This window comes from Bradyrhizobium sp. USDA 3240 (assembly GCF_054063295.1).
In genome coordinates this window covers 510,853-526,261 of sequence record NZ_JBSSGD010000002.1, presented here as the reverse complement: position 1 = coordinate 526,261, position 15,409 = coordinate 510,853, and the positions used below count along the sequence as shown (strand labels likewise).

The window sequence follows — 15,409 nt, the reverse complement described above, 5'->3', positions numbered from 1 at the left end:
TGAGCCGAACTCTAGTCTCCGAGAAAGCGCTTCAACTCGTCCAGATTCCCCTTCACCGTGGTCCTGGTCGATAGATACCCGCTATAGGCGACGGGATCTTGTCCGTGGCCGCCCCCAGAGCAACTCTGTTGCGCGCCATCGACCAAAGCGTCCAGCTCGCTTTTGGCAGTATTGATCTGCTGCAAGGCTTCCGATGGCTGAGCTTTCGCCATGGCCAATTGCGCCGCGTTGAGCGCTGCGACGGCCTTGTTTCCGTGCGACTGCAGATTGCCCCAATTCGCCGGGGGCATGCCATAGGCACCGCCTGGGCACCCGCGGCTCATCGACGCGACGACGTTTTGGATTTGAGAGATTGCACCACTTATCAGCTCCGTCTGCGCGGCTGCCCTTGCGGCCTTCGCCGTAGCCGCGGCTTGCGCTGCTTCGGCGGCCTCTTTCGCGGCGTTGGAGAATTGCACGGCAAGCACCAAAGTTGGTGCAACAAGCAGAACGCAAATGAAAAGCGCATACAATGCGCTCAACCAACTCGCGACATCGCCCGCCGACCACAATCGCCACTTCCGTTCGCGCGATTGCTGGAATGCGCCGCCGGGGAGCGGCTTCACCATGCTCCAGTTTCCAAGCGGGTCCCAGCTGAATTTCGGCGCATCCGTCCCGAGCAGCTTCTTGTCAATCAACGCTTCGCGCGCTTTGCTATACCCGTGTGCGATGAGCGCCGTGATTTCATCAGGCGTAAAGCGATCCAGGTCGGTCCTGACATTGATCAAGGCGCGTTGAGCTTCCGGCTCGAGCACCGTCTTGTCATCCAGATCGCGAATTTCTTCCCTGATTTTGACCCTGACGAACGGGATCTCTGCCTTGGCGGCGCCCTCTACATTCCGCTCAAGGTCGGCGAGCTGAAACACGCTTACCCGCTTCATAAGAAGGTCGCTGGCCCTCACGTTGCGGTTTACGGGAAACGAGTATCTCGTATCAAAATCCGAGTCGAAATTGCCTTCGGCGTCGCTGATGACAATGCTCCCGAGCGATATCTGTTGTGCCGCCGCGGGCTCGCCATCCCGGTACTTCGCAAGTAGGGCTTCGATTCCCAAATTGTCATAAACGCCGCCGTCTGTGAGACGGTGCTCGTGCTCGAAATCGGTTTGATCGCACGTCAGCGTTTTGTATGAGATTTCAACCGGCGGGAACAGCGGCGGGAATGCCGAAGACGCCGCAATGACATAGGCCAGGCGCAAACCGAGCGCTGGGATCGGCGGATCTATGAAGCCTTCCTTGTACCGGCCGAAGCCGGCTTGATCGAAATAGTACGCATCCCCCGTCGTCAGGCTGGTGCAATTGAAGCGCACGGCCGGGCGAGCGCCGCGAAGATCCCTTATCGTCGCTTCGCGATATGTCGTGATACCAACAGGTTTGGTGGCATCGCTGTCAGGAGCCGGCTTGGTTGACGGTGTGGCGACAGTTGCCTGAGCGTTCACAACCGGCACCCGAAAAAGCCGCGCGTATTGTCGTTGCAACAGATTGACCAGCGACCATTGCCATTTCTTGGGGAGCAGGAAGCGGGGCGCCACCGTCGCGCAACCGAGTATCCATCGCCGAAGCACCTGTCCGCGGATATCGGCCTGGACGAAATCCAGAACGTCGCCGGCCGCCGAGTCGAACTCCTCTTTCGAGCCCGTGTACTTTTCCCAGTTGAGAACGAGGTGAGCCGCCAAGATGCTGCCCCCCGAGACGGCGCTTACCAGTTTGACGAATTTCAGCTGACCAACTTCGAAAAGCAATCGAACGACGCCAAGATGAAATAGGGTCGCTCGAAATCCTCCGCCGGATAGCGCCAGCCCGATCCGATCGCCCAGATCCTGCATCGTCATGGCTCCTGAGAGGCGGCAAGGCGCTGCTTTTTTCCGAATCTACCGATGCCGCTGCCCGACTTCAAGTCGTGACAACTACGGCACTCTACTCCAGGTGAGGTAGCCGCAACGCAGCAAACTCGACCGCGTGCGGACCAGTGCTTTCCTGAGGGCTTGGCTTTAAGCCGCCTGAAGCGAGGCTGCGCTGCGTTGAGACGCGCGCGGTCGTGCGGCCCACATCGACGATGGCCGTTCGCTCCCGCCGGATGGCAATCGCACGCTCTGCCGTTTCCATACAAGGCGGCGCTCGCTGTCAAATCCCAACGGCGCCCGCCTACGGCCTGCCTCCATTGCGGATTTGACCGCTTCGCTCTTAGCCGCCTTGTGAGGCGCGGCATTGCGATTGCCATTTTTGGCGATCGTGTTTGCCGAAAGGATACTTCATGTTTGAGCGCGCTCGTAACCGGCCGACCCATCGCATCTTTGCCGTGCGTAGGCTCGCCGACTGCCAGCCGAAGAGGCGGCCTTCGACAGTGTAACAATGTGTTGGCCGGGAGGAAATTGGCTCGGCGCATACCGGTTCGCCAAGCGTGGTCGGTTCGATTGGTTGGTCGTCGGCGCGTCGCGGCATTCAGCGCGTGATGCGCGAACGCACACTCTGCTTCAAGCCAGAGCACAGATGCGAATGAATCCTGGTCACGATCGAAGTGTGTCGTGCGTGATTGGCTGCTTCTATGCGACGAGCTGCGTTGCACTTGTTTCATTCGGCTCGAAGCCGGTCGGTTTGGAGGAGGGGATTGCAACAAGAGATAGTGCGTGTATAGTATCGCAACGAAGAGTTATCGCGGTGCGGCTGGCAACATGTCGGCGATTGCAGGCGACAATGTTTTATTTCATCGGGCAGGACCTTCATTCATTGCTGGATTGTTTCCGGTCGCGCCAGGGCGCGACAATGCGGAGCCATGCCTAAGGAGATTCCAAATGAAGCGTCGATTTGACATATTCGGGGCTCGTGGGAAGCAAGCTTTCAGGCATATTGCGTGGACCGCCGGTGTAGTTTGTGCCATTGGCCAAATCACGCAGGTTTCGGCACAGTCGCCAGGCTCCGGACCCACGTCCACGACGACGACCGATGCAGGGGATACGGTAAGGAAGCTTCTGCAGCCGCTTGGCAACGTTCCGTGGACCCATACAGTTCAAGTGCTGCACATGTGCACTGAGGTCGGTCCGGGCGATCGTCCCATCAAGGTACACTGCTGGGAGACCCGACAGCAGACCGATAGCGTCCAGCTGACTGCTTCCACTCTGAGAATCGTCAAAAGGCAAGACCTGCAGTTCGATCCGCCGGTCGCAACTGAATTGCCCAACCAACTCACAACATCGACCACTGCGTGGGCAAATTGCTCGACGACACAGACGTTCACCGATTCCGAAAACTTGCAGGTATCCTTCCAACGATCGTCGAGTGTCGCAGTCAGTCAAACGGTCTCGCACGCCCAGTCGGAGCAGCTGAACTTTTCGGTGAAGATCTACGATGTCGTAACTCTCGGCGGAAATGTACAGGTCACGGACACCGCCACGACGGGGACGATCGATACGAATTCCTATGCGCAGACCGTTACGAGGCAGAAGGCAATATCGACCCCGGTGGCCCCGCGAAAAGCATTCGGTGCGGTTCTGGAAACCTGGCCCGTGAACTACATCGTTGCGTTTCACACTGTGGCGACCGTCGACGGTGACCTGAACGCAAACGACAAATATCACCTGCTTTCCGACGCGATTTCGGAGGATAAGCGGACGTTTCCGATTTCTGGAACGATCGGCTTCGTCGATGCTGCAGATGGCAAGGTGATCAGCTACGATATCGACTACGATTTCAAGCAGTGCCCACCCGGATCGGTCGGTGTCCCGATCCCGAAGAGCGATATTGCGTCCAAGGCCACCGCGAACTTTTCGATCAAATCGGTTCAGTAGGCCGCCAGCTACGAGCTCGAGATCCGACGAATCTCGCGAATGAGGGGAGTTCATTGCGAATCCCGTGTAGTCCGCGGCTCCTATGAATGCGATTGCCGCGCCCAAGCGTCTGCCCACAGACATCCGCACAGGCGCTCATTGAGACAAAATGGCATGACGATAATTAAGCGGACGCTCTCATCGATCTTTGCGATTGTCATCTTGCTGGGTGGAATTTGTGCCGCAGTGGCGGAGACCTTTTCTGCCTGCAAGGACAACGTTCTCACTTTAGCCACGGGGTACAATATCCAGCAGGTGATCTGCTTGCGGATGTTTCAGACCATGACCGGGGCGCCAGCAAATGCGGCAGTTTGGTACATAGATGGTCTTGGTGGAATAAATCATCTGCCAGATGTCAGGGGCGCCAGATGCTATTCGATGACCGCGCCGGTCTGGGAACTAAGGGTGGGAGCATTTTCGACGACGACCTTCTCGTATGTATGGGTCTTTGCCTATGATAGGCGAGAACAAGCGCGGGGAGGCGACCCGTCTCCTCCAGCCGCGGCCGCTCCGCCCATCCCGCAGGTTGACCCGTGTCTGCCCGATTGTCTTAAGGTGGCGCCGCCACCGCTGACTGACGTGCAGCGGAAAGCCGGCTACAGTTACACCTGCTATTGGCAAGGGAACGGCGGCTATTCTCGCTGGGAATTGCTAAGCCCAAACGGGATGATCTTTGATAGGAAGACTGGACGACCGAAGCCCGCTCCGTGATTTCGCCGCCACGCGTCGAGCGTCCCCCTGTTGATTTAACTTGGTCATCACAGTTCCCAAGTGCGGTCTCGTGTCTGCTTCGGTCATCAACGACAAAACTCAAGGTGAGCATAATAGGTCCGCTTCCGGGTGATAGTGACGAGTTGAGCCTGACAGCCGAGCCATGATTCAAGCCACCGAACGGAAGATTCAAGCCACCGAACGGAAGGGGGCGAATGAAGCCCGCGTCCGGCGATACGGGATCGGGAGGTCCTCGCCGTAGGCCACGATTGCGTATATTGATCGTGTACTATGGCTGTGCTCCGGACTGCAGATTTGTCGAGCCGGCATTCTGCAGAACCAAGGCCGGCGCAACTTCGAGGAGTGCTGTCATGCCGCAAAGTCGTCCTGCTCCGGCAGGCGTCCCGCCGATAGACGCCGCCGACCTGTACATCGTCGGGTGCGGAATTCTGCCGGCCCGGGACGTGACGCTGGAAGCCTTCTCGATCCTGAGTCAGCTCGTTTCATACACAACGCTGCCGAGTCCTGGGCTTCGCCTTTTTCTCGAGAGCAACGGGTTGGACTATGCAAACATTGAGCGTCTGTACGAGGAGGGGAAAGAGCGGTCGCAAATCTATGCTGATGTGGCCGCCTATGTATTGGAAAAGGCGGCGAAGGAGCGTCCGATCGCGTATCTAACCTACGGGCATCCGATGTATCTCGACGAGCCCGTCCGGCTCATGTTGGCAGCTGCGCCGAGATATGGCCTACGGACCCGCGTTGTGCCCGGCCTGTCGTTTGTCGATTCCATCGTCGCCCGATTGCCGCTTGCAGTGGGAGCGGCAGGCTTCCAGGTTATTGCGGCCGATTTGCTGCTCGAAGGCGCGGCTGCAATTGATCCGTCGCGGCCGGCCCTTGTCGCGCAAATCGGCAGCTTTCGCGTGCACACCGCGAATGGCGAGCGTGAGTTGAACGCTGCATCGTTGCTGCCCCTCATGAGCAGACTGTTGGGTCACTATCCCGCTGACCATCGCGTCGTCTTCTGCGATCTCGATCAGACCGGCACAGAGCCGATTTTCCTGACTGTGCCGCTTTGTGCTTGGAGCCTTGCTGCTGCCGGGATAACCTATGCGACAACGTTGTACATTCCACCGGTCGACCCTACTTGTGCGGGGGACGCGGCTTTTTGAGACAAGCAGGCTACAATGATCAATGGTTCACTTGAGCTGGTGCTAGCGAGAGCGAAACAACTGTTGCTCTCGGAATCCGGAGATTTCGTCAACGAAATCAGCGCTATGCCCGAATTCGCGCTGCTGTCGCCTGCCGAGCAGTCGGCCGTCGTGCAACTGCCTGTGCATGAGATTGCCGGATTTCTGGCAACTGCGGACGCGAGGCGGATGGCGTCACGGAAGGCCGCCCAAAATTGACAGGGGTCGCCGACCCCGAGGCCACCGGTACGCCGTACCGTGGCGTCTTCGCGGCGGCAATGCTGCCATTTCGCTACCGGAGCGATATTCGAGAGCTTAAGGGCTTGGAGGGCGCTGGACCTTTCAAGCTCGTCAAGCCGGGGGAACGTGCGGCCGATTGGGTCGCGCAGTTCGAAGAGGCGAGAGGTAGCGTCTACAGGGCCCAGGCGGCTTGGCGCAACGTTATTCATTTTTCCGTCGAGGTGCCGCTCGACGAGTTCGATCTCTATGCATCTCAAAAAGACGGGGAATTTAAAGTTCAGCAACCCAAATTCCGGGCGGTCATTACGCTCTTCTTGGGATTGGGTGTCGGCACTGTTGCGTTCTGGATGGAGGTTGGGTCGGTCAACGCGCGCGACGCGCTGCAAGCGTTGGACCTCTTCAAATTCACTGATCCTCCCACAGCCAGCGGCCGTCTGCTTGTGAAGAAAAAACACTTCAAGCAGGCTTCCGAACTTGCACGAGAATACTTGACCGAATTCAAGAAGGAATACGCCGGTCTATTTCCAGTAAGGGCAACTGCGAACGCTGATCCGCCGTTCTGCTATCCGTTCCTATATGCATCCTCCGTCGCGGGAACGGATAACGCCGCGGGCCTCCGAAAGGACCGCGGGCGTGAGATCGTTCTGATCAACAATCGGTACCGCCTTTTCGATCAGACCATCTCGGACCATGAAGTCGAGCAAGCCTTCAAGACCAATTTGCTGCAATATGACTATGGTGTCATCCTGGTTTCGCGCGCGAGCGCGGTCGAGATACATGCGGAGGTGCCCTTCCACCATCCTAAGCCGGGTACGACCGTGGAAGAGCTGGTTCACGGCGACCTTTTCCAGCTGATGCTCCTGGCTGAGGTCCCGGTCATGCAGCTGTTTTCCCTACAGCGCGTGAACGCCATACTCGAGGCCGATCTCGATAGCGCTCGGAAGCAGTTACGGCCCGGGATTTGGAATTTTATTTTGGCGGTTTCGCTTGCTTCTCTGCTCGCCCTGGCTGCTCTCAAAATATGGCCGCTGGAGCCATACGTAAAACTAGCCGTGTCTCTCGTCTTTGGGCTTTGTATCTTCGCTTTTACTTACCGGTTCACGACTCAGGTAAGGCAAAATCTTCGAAAGAAGCGAGGCTTCGTAAATCTGATCAGTCGCTTCGGCACGGTGTGGGTTTCTGGCGAAGTGATCTATGGAAGGTTCAATGACGCCTACCAGAAAGCATTTCCAATCGCTCAGCTGACCAAAAGCTACGAGCAGAAGCAGTCCACGCTCGACTCGTTGCTCGATGCGGCATTTCGCCTGTTTGTTGGCGTCGTGCCGCCGCTGATCACGCTGTTTTTGGCGCTCTTGTTCAAATCATAGCGTTGCGTTGACGACGAGCGGACGTCACTTTTGGCTAACGACGGTGCAACAAGCCATCGCAGCCCTTGGCCCAGAGCGGTCATCGCGGTCACAGGTCGCGATGGCTGTTCGAGACCCCGACCGGATCCAGGGCGGCGATCGTCAAGGGCCGCATGACTGAAACAATGCCTGGATGGTGGGATCGAAGACCGGGATCTTTACAATAATGCTGCCCCGATCCGTCTTCAGTTCGGTCATGATCCGCCAAGTCTCTGCAGGACTCACAAAGATGTTGGCGCCTAACAAGGCGGTTACCAATCTCGCGCTGGTTTCAACCGTTTCGGATTTTCCCGCGGCCCTTGCGAAGATGACCAGCTGAAGCTTGTTGACGAACTCGAGCTCCGGAACCAAGACGTTCGACGGTTGCTTGTCATTGACACGGTAAAGCGCCGGCACGCCGGAGCCGAGCCCGTTTCCGAACGACGTCCTGCCGACCAGACGAACCGTGGCCTTACCTTCATCGTCGACAATGAGCCCGGAAAACCCGACCTCGCCGTTCTTGCAGGACCCTACGACTTCGATCACCAATCCCTGATTGTTCTTCTGGACAGACCGGACGACCACGTCGACCTTGTCGGTCATTTCGTTAGGGGTGCGGGTCATCGTCCACTTCGTCTCACCCTGCGCGGCATATTCCTCGCCCCTTCGGCGTAACTCGGCCTGCCGTGCGAGTTCAACTTCGGCCTTTCGTGCAGCCTCGTCGGCAGCAGCCTGCGCGGCTGCCTTTTCGGCTGCCACTTTCTCCGCAGCTGCCTTGTCAGCCGCCGCCTTATCTGTCGCCGCTTTGTCGGCGGCGGCCTTATCTGAAGCCGCTTTCTCGGCAGCGCGACGCGCGTCTTCCGGTCTTGGCTCGTCGACCTTCGCAGGTGCCGCGCTGGGCCCAGAAGCGACCTGCGGCGGCTCCGAGTCGAAGGTCGACGCGTCGACCGTCAGAAATTGCAGCGTGCCTACGCCGTTCTGGTTCCAACATGCGGCCCAAACATAGCCGGCACCTCCGCGCAGACGATAGACGGGGAGTCCAAGCTGGGCCGAGCGGCGTAGATTGCCGATATGATCGATCATGAACCCGACGCGAATGCGCTTTCCGGCCGCAAGATCTTGCAAAGTAGCGCTGTCGAGCGGTTCGAGAACGACGTCTCCCCAGGAGGCAATCATTCCATTCGGAACGTTCGATTGCGCGGGAATCGGAATGATGCGCGGCGCACGGCCGAAATGCTTGGTGCGCCCGTCGATATCGGCTTGCGCCTCGTTAGGTCCGAAGAAGGCCGGCTCCAGACTGCGATTGATGTAGACGGCAGAGCCGTCGAGTGAGTAGAGCAGGGTGTTGGACGAGGTATATTGCCCTCGCGCCTCGCGCATCTCTCGCCGGCGCTGACAAAGGACGAAGCCGGTGAACTGTTCACTCGGCCGGCATTGGTAGCCCTGGAGCGCGGGCGACGAGACGTTGATTTGGGCCCCGAGCGACAATCCGTCGACCACATATTCGGGATGGGCCGTCGGCGTGCTTCTAAGGCGTGGCGCCACGTCGGGCGCGCCGCTACGTCGATATGCATCGATGGCCGCCAGCTGGGCCCGCTTGACGCACTCGAAATTCGCACCGCAGGCACGACGCTCCTGAAGCGAGGGGCCCCGGATGGAATCCGCGATCGCCGCGCCGGAGTGATCGCGGGCGTACCGAAACCCGTTGGCGACTGCGTTGTCCAACTGCGAGAGCTCAACGCTGGAACAGATCAGCCGTTCGTCGGGAAAGCCTGCCTTCGAACAATCGAAACTGGGTCCCTCGACCGACGCAGACTGCTCAACGCGTGCCCCGCGACACACAGCACGCGCGTCCGCGACCCGCGGATCAGCCGGTCCAATTCCCTGATCGATGGCGCCGTTGATGGACCACCCACGCTCGTGAAGGTTTCTGTCGATGCAGACCAACTCACCGGGCCGTATTTGCTCCCAGGCGCTCTGTGCTGCCATCCGCGTACCCGTCCGCACGAGACCACCAAAAATATTGGCAATATCGTTGGCACTCTGTGCGAGGGCAATGCCGGGAACAGCGAAAAGGAAATGCAGCGCTAAAACAGTGACGACACAAAATCGCATGTTGGAACCCACCACCTTACGGTTGTGCTTTTCCTTATAAGAAATGGGCCGAGCGGAAGCAATTTGGCCGGGCGGCGAGCGCGTCAAATAGCGGATTTCATGCTTAAGACGCAGGCTAGCCTGGACGGCGGCCCCGTTGTGACTGCTGGTCCGAAATGGCGGTCGCTAGGTCCGCCAATATTTGGCTAGCGGCGGCATTGGCCAGCTGGATGAAAGGCCGCCTGGCCCGGACCATTCGCCGGCCACTCGATATCGAGACATATCGTCGGATTGGCTCTGGCAACCTTGGCCATCACCACGAAATTATCAGCACCATCGAACGACCCGGGCGCAGGTTTCAAACCGCGCACGTCTTCGGTGCGCAGCACAAAAGATTTCTGATTTCGATTGATGACTCGGGCGAAGGTTTCGAACGTGTCGGTCGGAAGAAATTCGAAGCGCGTGAATGACCACTGAGACCATTGCCTGAAAAGATCGTCCAGGCTTCGGGTCAGAAAGGCGCTGTGAACATCGTCCTGCAAGTTTTCTGGCTTTGGCAACATGGTGTGATAGGTCGGCAAGGCGATCTGCGAGCTGCTGCATTGCGTTTGCGCATAGAGCTTGTCCACAATCATGGCTTCCGTGATTCCGTAGAGCAATGGCTCCGGAACTGTTTCGTAAGCGCAGTCGACAAGAGGCGCGGTCGAGTGCGAAGCGGCGCGTCGTGTATTGAGGAGTCCTTCCCATCGCCCTTCGAGGTCACCCAGGTAGGTGTTGAGGTGACCGGTGAACATGTCCTGTGCTTGCCGCCCGCACACGCCTCCGATCGTGTCCGCGCCGAGCAGCTTGTAGAAGTAACTCTGGATGCCAGGATTCGGCGCCCGTTGGCTTCCTTGGGAAGGGACACCCAGAAACATGACCGCGATGGTCCTTGCCAACATGCCGTCTGGGTCGCCAGCGTTCTGCCATTCGAGCAGCATGCTCTTTGTCAGCAAACCACCCATGCTGTGGGCAACGATGATGATCTGTTCATAGCGGTCGAACAGTCCGCTGGACTCGATTTTCAAACGCATCAGCCGGGCCGTCTGCGGAATGCTAAAGGGCGCGCAATCGGCGTTCGTCAGCCGGCTGTAATCGACCCCCCAGACGCCAAGATCGCCCAACTTCAAGGATGAGGGCAGGATGTCGTCCAGTTGATTTGCCGCGAGCTGATGGTCGTCGCTCGCGATCATTTCTGGCCAGCTTTTTGCGGCCTTCGGATTCTTGAAACTGTCTACAGACCCCGCGGCGCATGCGTTGGCCGCTTTCTGCCCCGACGGAACGGCGCAGCCGCCGATGCCGTGAATGAAGAGCAAAGCGATGGGCGACCGCCCTTTGTTCCACTCGAAGACGCGGACCGTCTGGGCCCGCGCCTGAGGTGATATGGAAACGACCAAGAAAAACAGCGCAAGCGTCCGGCTCAGCATCAATCGCATCGTCGTGCCTTGGTTGGCGACCAGGGTGTCTTGATCATGGAGCTGACGGTGAGCTGGTCGCTCCAAATGTCGAAGCAGCCCGGAACTGTCCGCGCTCTTATCAGAAATTCTCCATATTCGCCGTTAGGGAGCTTGGCCTTCCCGGGTTGTTCGAACGATCCTTGTGCATTGCTTGCGAAGCCTGCGAGCCGATCGCGATTGCGCATCATTGTGACCAGCATCTGCTGTCGAATCTCCGGATCGGTCACTGCCTGTCGAAGGTTGACGACGGTTACGTATGTGAGCGCTCCAATTGTGAACTGACGAAAGTCCGAGGTAGCGTCGGAGTTGGCGAGAAAGGCAAGCGACAGATCGAATGTGCCCGGTTTGACGCGATCATCGATCGAGGTGCGCTTACGGATTTCGGATTGGTACTGGCTCCAAAAGCTTGCGTCGGACATCCGCGAAACCCCGGGCGCAAGGCTCTCGGCCTCAGGGGAGGGGGCCAGCGCGGCGGCTCGCATGATCTCGCCAAAGATCGAATTGTCGTCGAAATACGATGCTCGGGCCTCCTTGGAGGCTGGACCGGGCGGCATGCCCCATACCAGATCGCAGTCGCGAGCCATGTCTTCGCGTACAGCGCATGTCCCCGCGCTGGACTCCGAATGAGCCTTCTGGAAGCGACAGCCGCAATCCGCCGCCCATGCTTGGGTCACGGAAAGCAGCAGAATTACCGGTGCAATGATGTTCGAGATCGAAGACAAAACTATGCCCCACAATATGCGATCTAAAACCCCATGGTATCTTCAACTTAAGCGGGAAGTAAAGAGACGGACTTCGGTCCGGTACGGGCCCAACCGGTGATTGCCAGCGAAAACAGAAGCCTCAAGAACCGCGCTCGTCGCCTAGCGTCCTTGAATCCGGAGCCGTTGGCGTGCCGTTCCTTTGGCTGGTCAGCGACCTGGATCAGTCGCCGAATGAGACGTAATTGACTGCAAAGTATCGTTATCGACCTTGGTTGCGATTTCGGAAATCGATTCAGCAAGTCGTATCGCAGCTCGCAGCAGCATGATCCTGGCATGACCCAAGGCGTAGGCTGCAAAATAGTACTGATAATTAGCGGGCTTGCTAAAGCCCAAGCGCTGGTTGGTCTCCAAGAACGAGGTTGGCGCAATATGCACCTGGCTTGACAGGTAGGCATACATTCCGTCGAAATAGGCGGCGTCGACGTCGGCAAGCCGCAGTGTCGAACGTAAGCCACCGAGGTACAGCTCCTGCCCGGTGAGTATCCGTTCCTGGCGCGTTGGATCCAGGCCGGCATAGGCCGGCGCATTTTTAATTTCCTCCCGCAACTCGGCCGCGGCTTGCTTGAAAAGCTGGTATTGTTCTGTGGCGTTCATGCTCTTGAACAGACGCAGCTTGAGCGTCGCATCATGAAGATAAAGCACTTTCCCTCGTAACGACCATTCCTCGTCGCTGACGCCTTCCTGCATCAAATAGTGGAACATCAACGAGGCTTCGATGATGTTTCTGGCTATGACCGAGATGGAATAGTGATCGAGAGTCGCCTCGATCGACTGCTCGATATCTCTCTGCACCAGGTATCGGAGTGAATCGGCGCCAATACAGATCCTTGTAAAGACGTAAGACGCCATAAGGACCGGCATGTTGGCTGTTCGTCCGGCGTATAGTTTCGAGACGGAAATCGCAAAGTCGGTGCTTTGCTCGAACCTTGTCTTTTCGCGTTCAAACGCATCACTTTCTTTCGACAATGCAGGCCTCGTGTTCTGAATTGGCTTTGGGCCTTGGGCGCCGACGCGACGAAATCGTCCTAGTCCAGGATGCAGTGCGAGATCCCTGGATCAATCATTTTTTGCGCCCAAAATTCAATGGCTTCTATTGACCTTTTGACGCTGGAGGCAGCTTCCCTACCGGTTCCAACCCCGTAACCGCCGACCATCGGCCTTCAGCCGTTGAAAGTCTAAACCTATCATATATATGGTGGCTGCAATTAATGCACGGGCCAGATCTTGCGTGCTGCATTTGCGATCCTATGTCGACCAGAGAGCGCCAACCTACCTAATGGTTGTCGTGATAATTCGCTTTATTCTTATTATTAATCAATAGGTTGGGAATGTTTCCTAATTGGCTGGCGTCCGCTGATCTGGGAAATCTTCATGCGGCGCCGGTCCGCGTTCCGCAATCGTCGTGTTGGGGAGACCCCGCTTGAGGAGCATCGTAACGCGTTTGCGGGCCTACCATCTCGGCTGCTCCGGCTCATCCTTCTCCTACTTCGCCGACGGGCGCTTCACGATGATCGAGGGCCGGCTGACCGATGACAGCCGGCGCCAGGTCGAGAGCGAGATGGAAATCTGTGGTGTTGAGGAAGCGACCAGCCTCCACATCACCAGTTGGGATGCCGACCACTGCAACAAGTACGAGCTGCCGGAGCTGCTTAACCTGATCCGGCCTCGGCGGATCGAGTGCCCCGGTTACGATCCGATCAAGGACTACGGTCACGGCGAGGACTGCCTCGCAATGATCGCCGAGTACCGTTCAAGACGTCGCAACACCGGCTTCGTGCCTGCCGTCACGCATATCACCCCGGCTTACATCGAGGGATTGGAGCACGCGTCGGCGTTGGGCTTCAGCAACATGTTCTACAACCCATACCACATCGTGGAGAACGCGAACGACAACTCGACGGTCAAGCTTTTCCGCGAGGGAAGCTTCAACGTTCTGAGTCTTGGGGACGTAGAGGACTCCTTGATTAGCGCCAGGCTCCGGAGGTGCCAGATCCTCAGAAGCGAAACCGACATCATGATCTTGGCCCATCACGGCGCTGACAACGGCTTCACGACCAAGAAATTTCTGCGACACATCGATCCGACAGTGGCGATCTGCTCGTCGAATTACGACAACCAGTACGACCATCCGCGCCAGGAAATCCGCGAGCTGTTGCACGAAGAGGGCATCCGGCTGATGACGACCAAGACGGGCGACGTCATCGTCCAGTCGGCCGAAAGTCACACCGGCGTCTACGATGTCATCAATCTCAAGGCCAAGTCCACCGAAGTCTCGTCGACCGCGAGATTCGTCTCAAAGAAGGTCCACATTCTCGACGCCAACGGCGATGCGCTGCGCCAGAGGTATGCACCTCGGCGGCGTTACCCGCGCTAGGCAGCAGGAAAGAATTCCATGAAGCGGCTTGCGATTCTTCTCGATGGCACCTGGAACACGTTGAACAACAACACGAACGTGTGGCGCTTGAAGTCTTTGACGGCGCAAGCGCCCGACCAGCGGGTCTACTACTCGCAGGGCGTCGGGACGAAGCGAGGCGAGTCCGCGCGCGGTGGCATCACCGGGTGGGGGATCGACGACGAGATTATTGAAGCCTACACATGGCTCATCCAGAACTTCGACGATGGCGACGACATTTTCATCTTCGGCTTCAGCCGCGGCGCCTACACGGCCCGCAGTCTATCGGGGCTGATCTGCAAGTGCGGCATTCTCAGGCTAGGCGCGCCGCTGTCGATCGAGCAATTGTACGCGCGATACCGAATCTACGACGCGCCGACGATCAGGACACTCTTGGATAAGGCCTTGCCGGCGGGCGCCTCGATCGAGGAACAGTGGCTGACGAAGTATTCGCGCCCAACGAAGGTCAAGTTCGTCGGGGTCTGGGACACCGTCGGCTCGCTTGGGCTGCCGGCTTGGAGCATGGCGGCGAAGGTCCATAAATATCGGTTTCTGGATACACATCTGCGCCTCGACAACGGGTACGCCTTTCATGCGCTAGCACTGGACGAGCACCGAAAGAACTTCGAGCCAACCTTCTGGACCAGGACGGTGAGGGCCGGGCAGGCCGGCGCACCGGAACGCCCGATCGAACACGTTGAGCAGCGCTGGTTCGTCGGCGCTCATGCGAACGTTGGCGGCGGGTACGCAAGCGACGCGTTGGCGCAGCGCCCGCTGAAGTGGCTCATGGACAAAGCCGCCGGAGTCGGGCTCGTCTTCCGAGACCAGGTCGCGATCGATAGTTCGCAGATCGTGCCGCCCGTCACCGACTCTTATCGTAACTTCGCATACGGGCTTTATCGCTTCGTCTCGCGGCCATTCTATCGGCCCGTCGGCCTCGCTCCGGACGTTGGAACTCAAGCCACGACGATGAGGATCAACGAGACCATCGACGGGTCGGTGTTCGATCGGTGGCGGGCCGACAATTCCTATCGCCCCTCCAACCTGGCTAAGTGGGCCAGGGAAAAGGGCGTTGAGCCGACCGCCCTCTTAGGAGCCGTGCGGGCTACCGATCCCAAAATGAGCGCCACGGTGCTCTGAAGGGCGCGACGCGACAGGCTGAGCGAGATTTAAAAGGCGTCGCCGAAGGTCTCTTTGGAATGCTGCCAACGCCCAAGCCCTAGAGTGCTCGATCTGCGGAGCTAGGTTAGCGTGGTCGAGTATGAGTGCCAACAAACTCG

The 15,409-nt window shown here is 58.2% G+C and carries 11 protein-coding genes; 6 read left to right on the top strand and 5 right to left on the bottom strand.

The genetic code is table 11. The features are described from left to right. Nucleotides 1-11: 11 nt before the first annotated feature. On the bottom strand, nt 12-1,862 hold the full coding sequence (locus tag ACVIGA_RS03085) for a patatin-like phospholipase family protein (protein WP_456665251.1): 1,851 nt from the start codon (nt 1,860-1,862) through the stop codon (nt 12-14). 966 nt (nt 1,863-2,828) lie between these two features. On the opposite strand from ACVIGA_RS03085, the gene ACVIGA_RS03080 reads away from it, so the two are divergent. The 4 genes from ACVIGA_RS03080 (at nt 2,829) to ACVIGA_RS03065 (ending at nt 7,365) form a co-directional block, all read left to right on the top strand. Continuing rightward, the gene (locus tag ACVIGA_RS03080) at nt 2,829-3,821 is read left to right on the top strand and encodes a hypothetical protein (RefSeq protein ID WP_456665250.1); all 993 of its coding nucleotides are present in this window, start codon (nt 2,829-2,831) and stop codon (nt 3,819-3,821) included. 1,121 nt (nt 3,822-4,942) lie between these two features. Further along, nucleotides 4,943-5,740 (top strand): SAM-dependent methyltransferase, encoded by a 798-nt coding sequence (locus tag ACVIGA_RS03075; RefSeq protein WP_456665249.1) that lies wholly within the window; start codon nt 4,943-4,945, stop codon nt 5,738-5,740. 15 nt (nt 5,741-5,755) lie between these two features. Continuing rightward, entirely contained in the window at nt 5,756-5,977 is a 222-nt protein-coding gene (locus ACVIGA_RS03070; RefSeq protein WP_456665248.1) for a hypothetical protein, read from the top strand. Beyond that, entirely contained in the window at nt 5,974-7,365 is a 1,392-nt protein-coding gene (locus ACVIGA_RS03065; protein ID WP_456665247.1) for a hypothetical protein, read from the top strand. Before ACVIGA_RS03070 ends, ACVIGA_RS03065 begins: the two co-directional genes overlap by 4 nt. Before the next feature lie 141 nt (nt 7,366-7,506). Here the strand turns inward: ACVIGA_RS03065 and ACVIGA_RS03060 are convergent, their stop codons facing one another. The 4 genes from ACVIGA_RS03060 to ACVIGA_RS03045 form a co-directional block, all read right to left on the bottom strand. Beyond that, entirely contained in the window at nt 7,507-9,585 is a 2,079-nt protein-coding gene (locus ACVIGA_RS03060) for a lysozyme inhibitor LprI family protein (protein WP_456665246.1), read from the bottom strand. 98 nt (nt 9,586-9,683) lie between these two features. After that, nucleotides 9,684-10,943 (bottom strand): hypothetical protein, encoded by a 1,260-nt coding sequence (locus tag ACVIGA_RS03055; RefSeq protein ID WP_456665245.1) that lies wholly within the window; start codon nt 10,941-10,943, stop codon nt 9,684-9,686. Continuing rightward, nucleotides 10,943-11,695: a hypothetical protein gene (locus ACVIGA_RS03050; RefSeq protein WP_456665244.1), complete on the bottom strand. Its 753-nt coding sequence runs from the start codon at nt 11,693-11,695 to the stop codon at nt 10,943-10,945. The genes ACVIGA_RS03055 and ACVIGA_RS03050 overlap by 1 nt, the downstream gene beginning before the upstream one ends. A 189-nt stretch (nt 11,696-11,884) precedes the next feature. Beyond that, nucleotides 11,885-12,703 carry a DUF5677 domain-containing protein gene (locus ACVIGA_RS03045; protein ID WP_456665243.1) on the bottom strand — a complete coding sequence of 273 codons (819 nt, stop codon included), beginning with the start codon at nt 12,701-12,703 and terminating at the stop codon, nt 11,885-11,887. Nucleotides 12,704-13,244: 541 nt separating this feature from the next. Between ACVIGA_RS03045 and ACVIGA_RS03040 the strand changes: the two genes are divergently transcribed. Both ACVIGA_RS03040 and ACVIGA_RS03035 read left to right on the top strand, forming a co-directional pair. Then, complete coding sequence (locus ACVIGA_RS03040; RefSeq protein ID WP_456665242.1) at nt 13,245-14,111, top strand: hypothetical protein; 867 nt, start codon at nt 13,245-13,247, stop codon at nt 14,109-14,111. Nucleotides 14,112-14,129: 18 nt separating this feature from the next. Continuing rightward, nucleotides 14,130-15,269, top strand: a complete 1,140-nt coding sequence (locus tag ACVIGA_RS03035; protein WP_456665241.1) for a DUF2235 domain-containing protein — start codon at nt 14,130-14,132, stop codon at nt 15,267-15,269. The last annotated feature ends 140 nt before the right edge of the window (nt 15,270-15,409 follow it).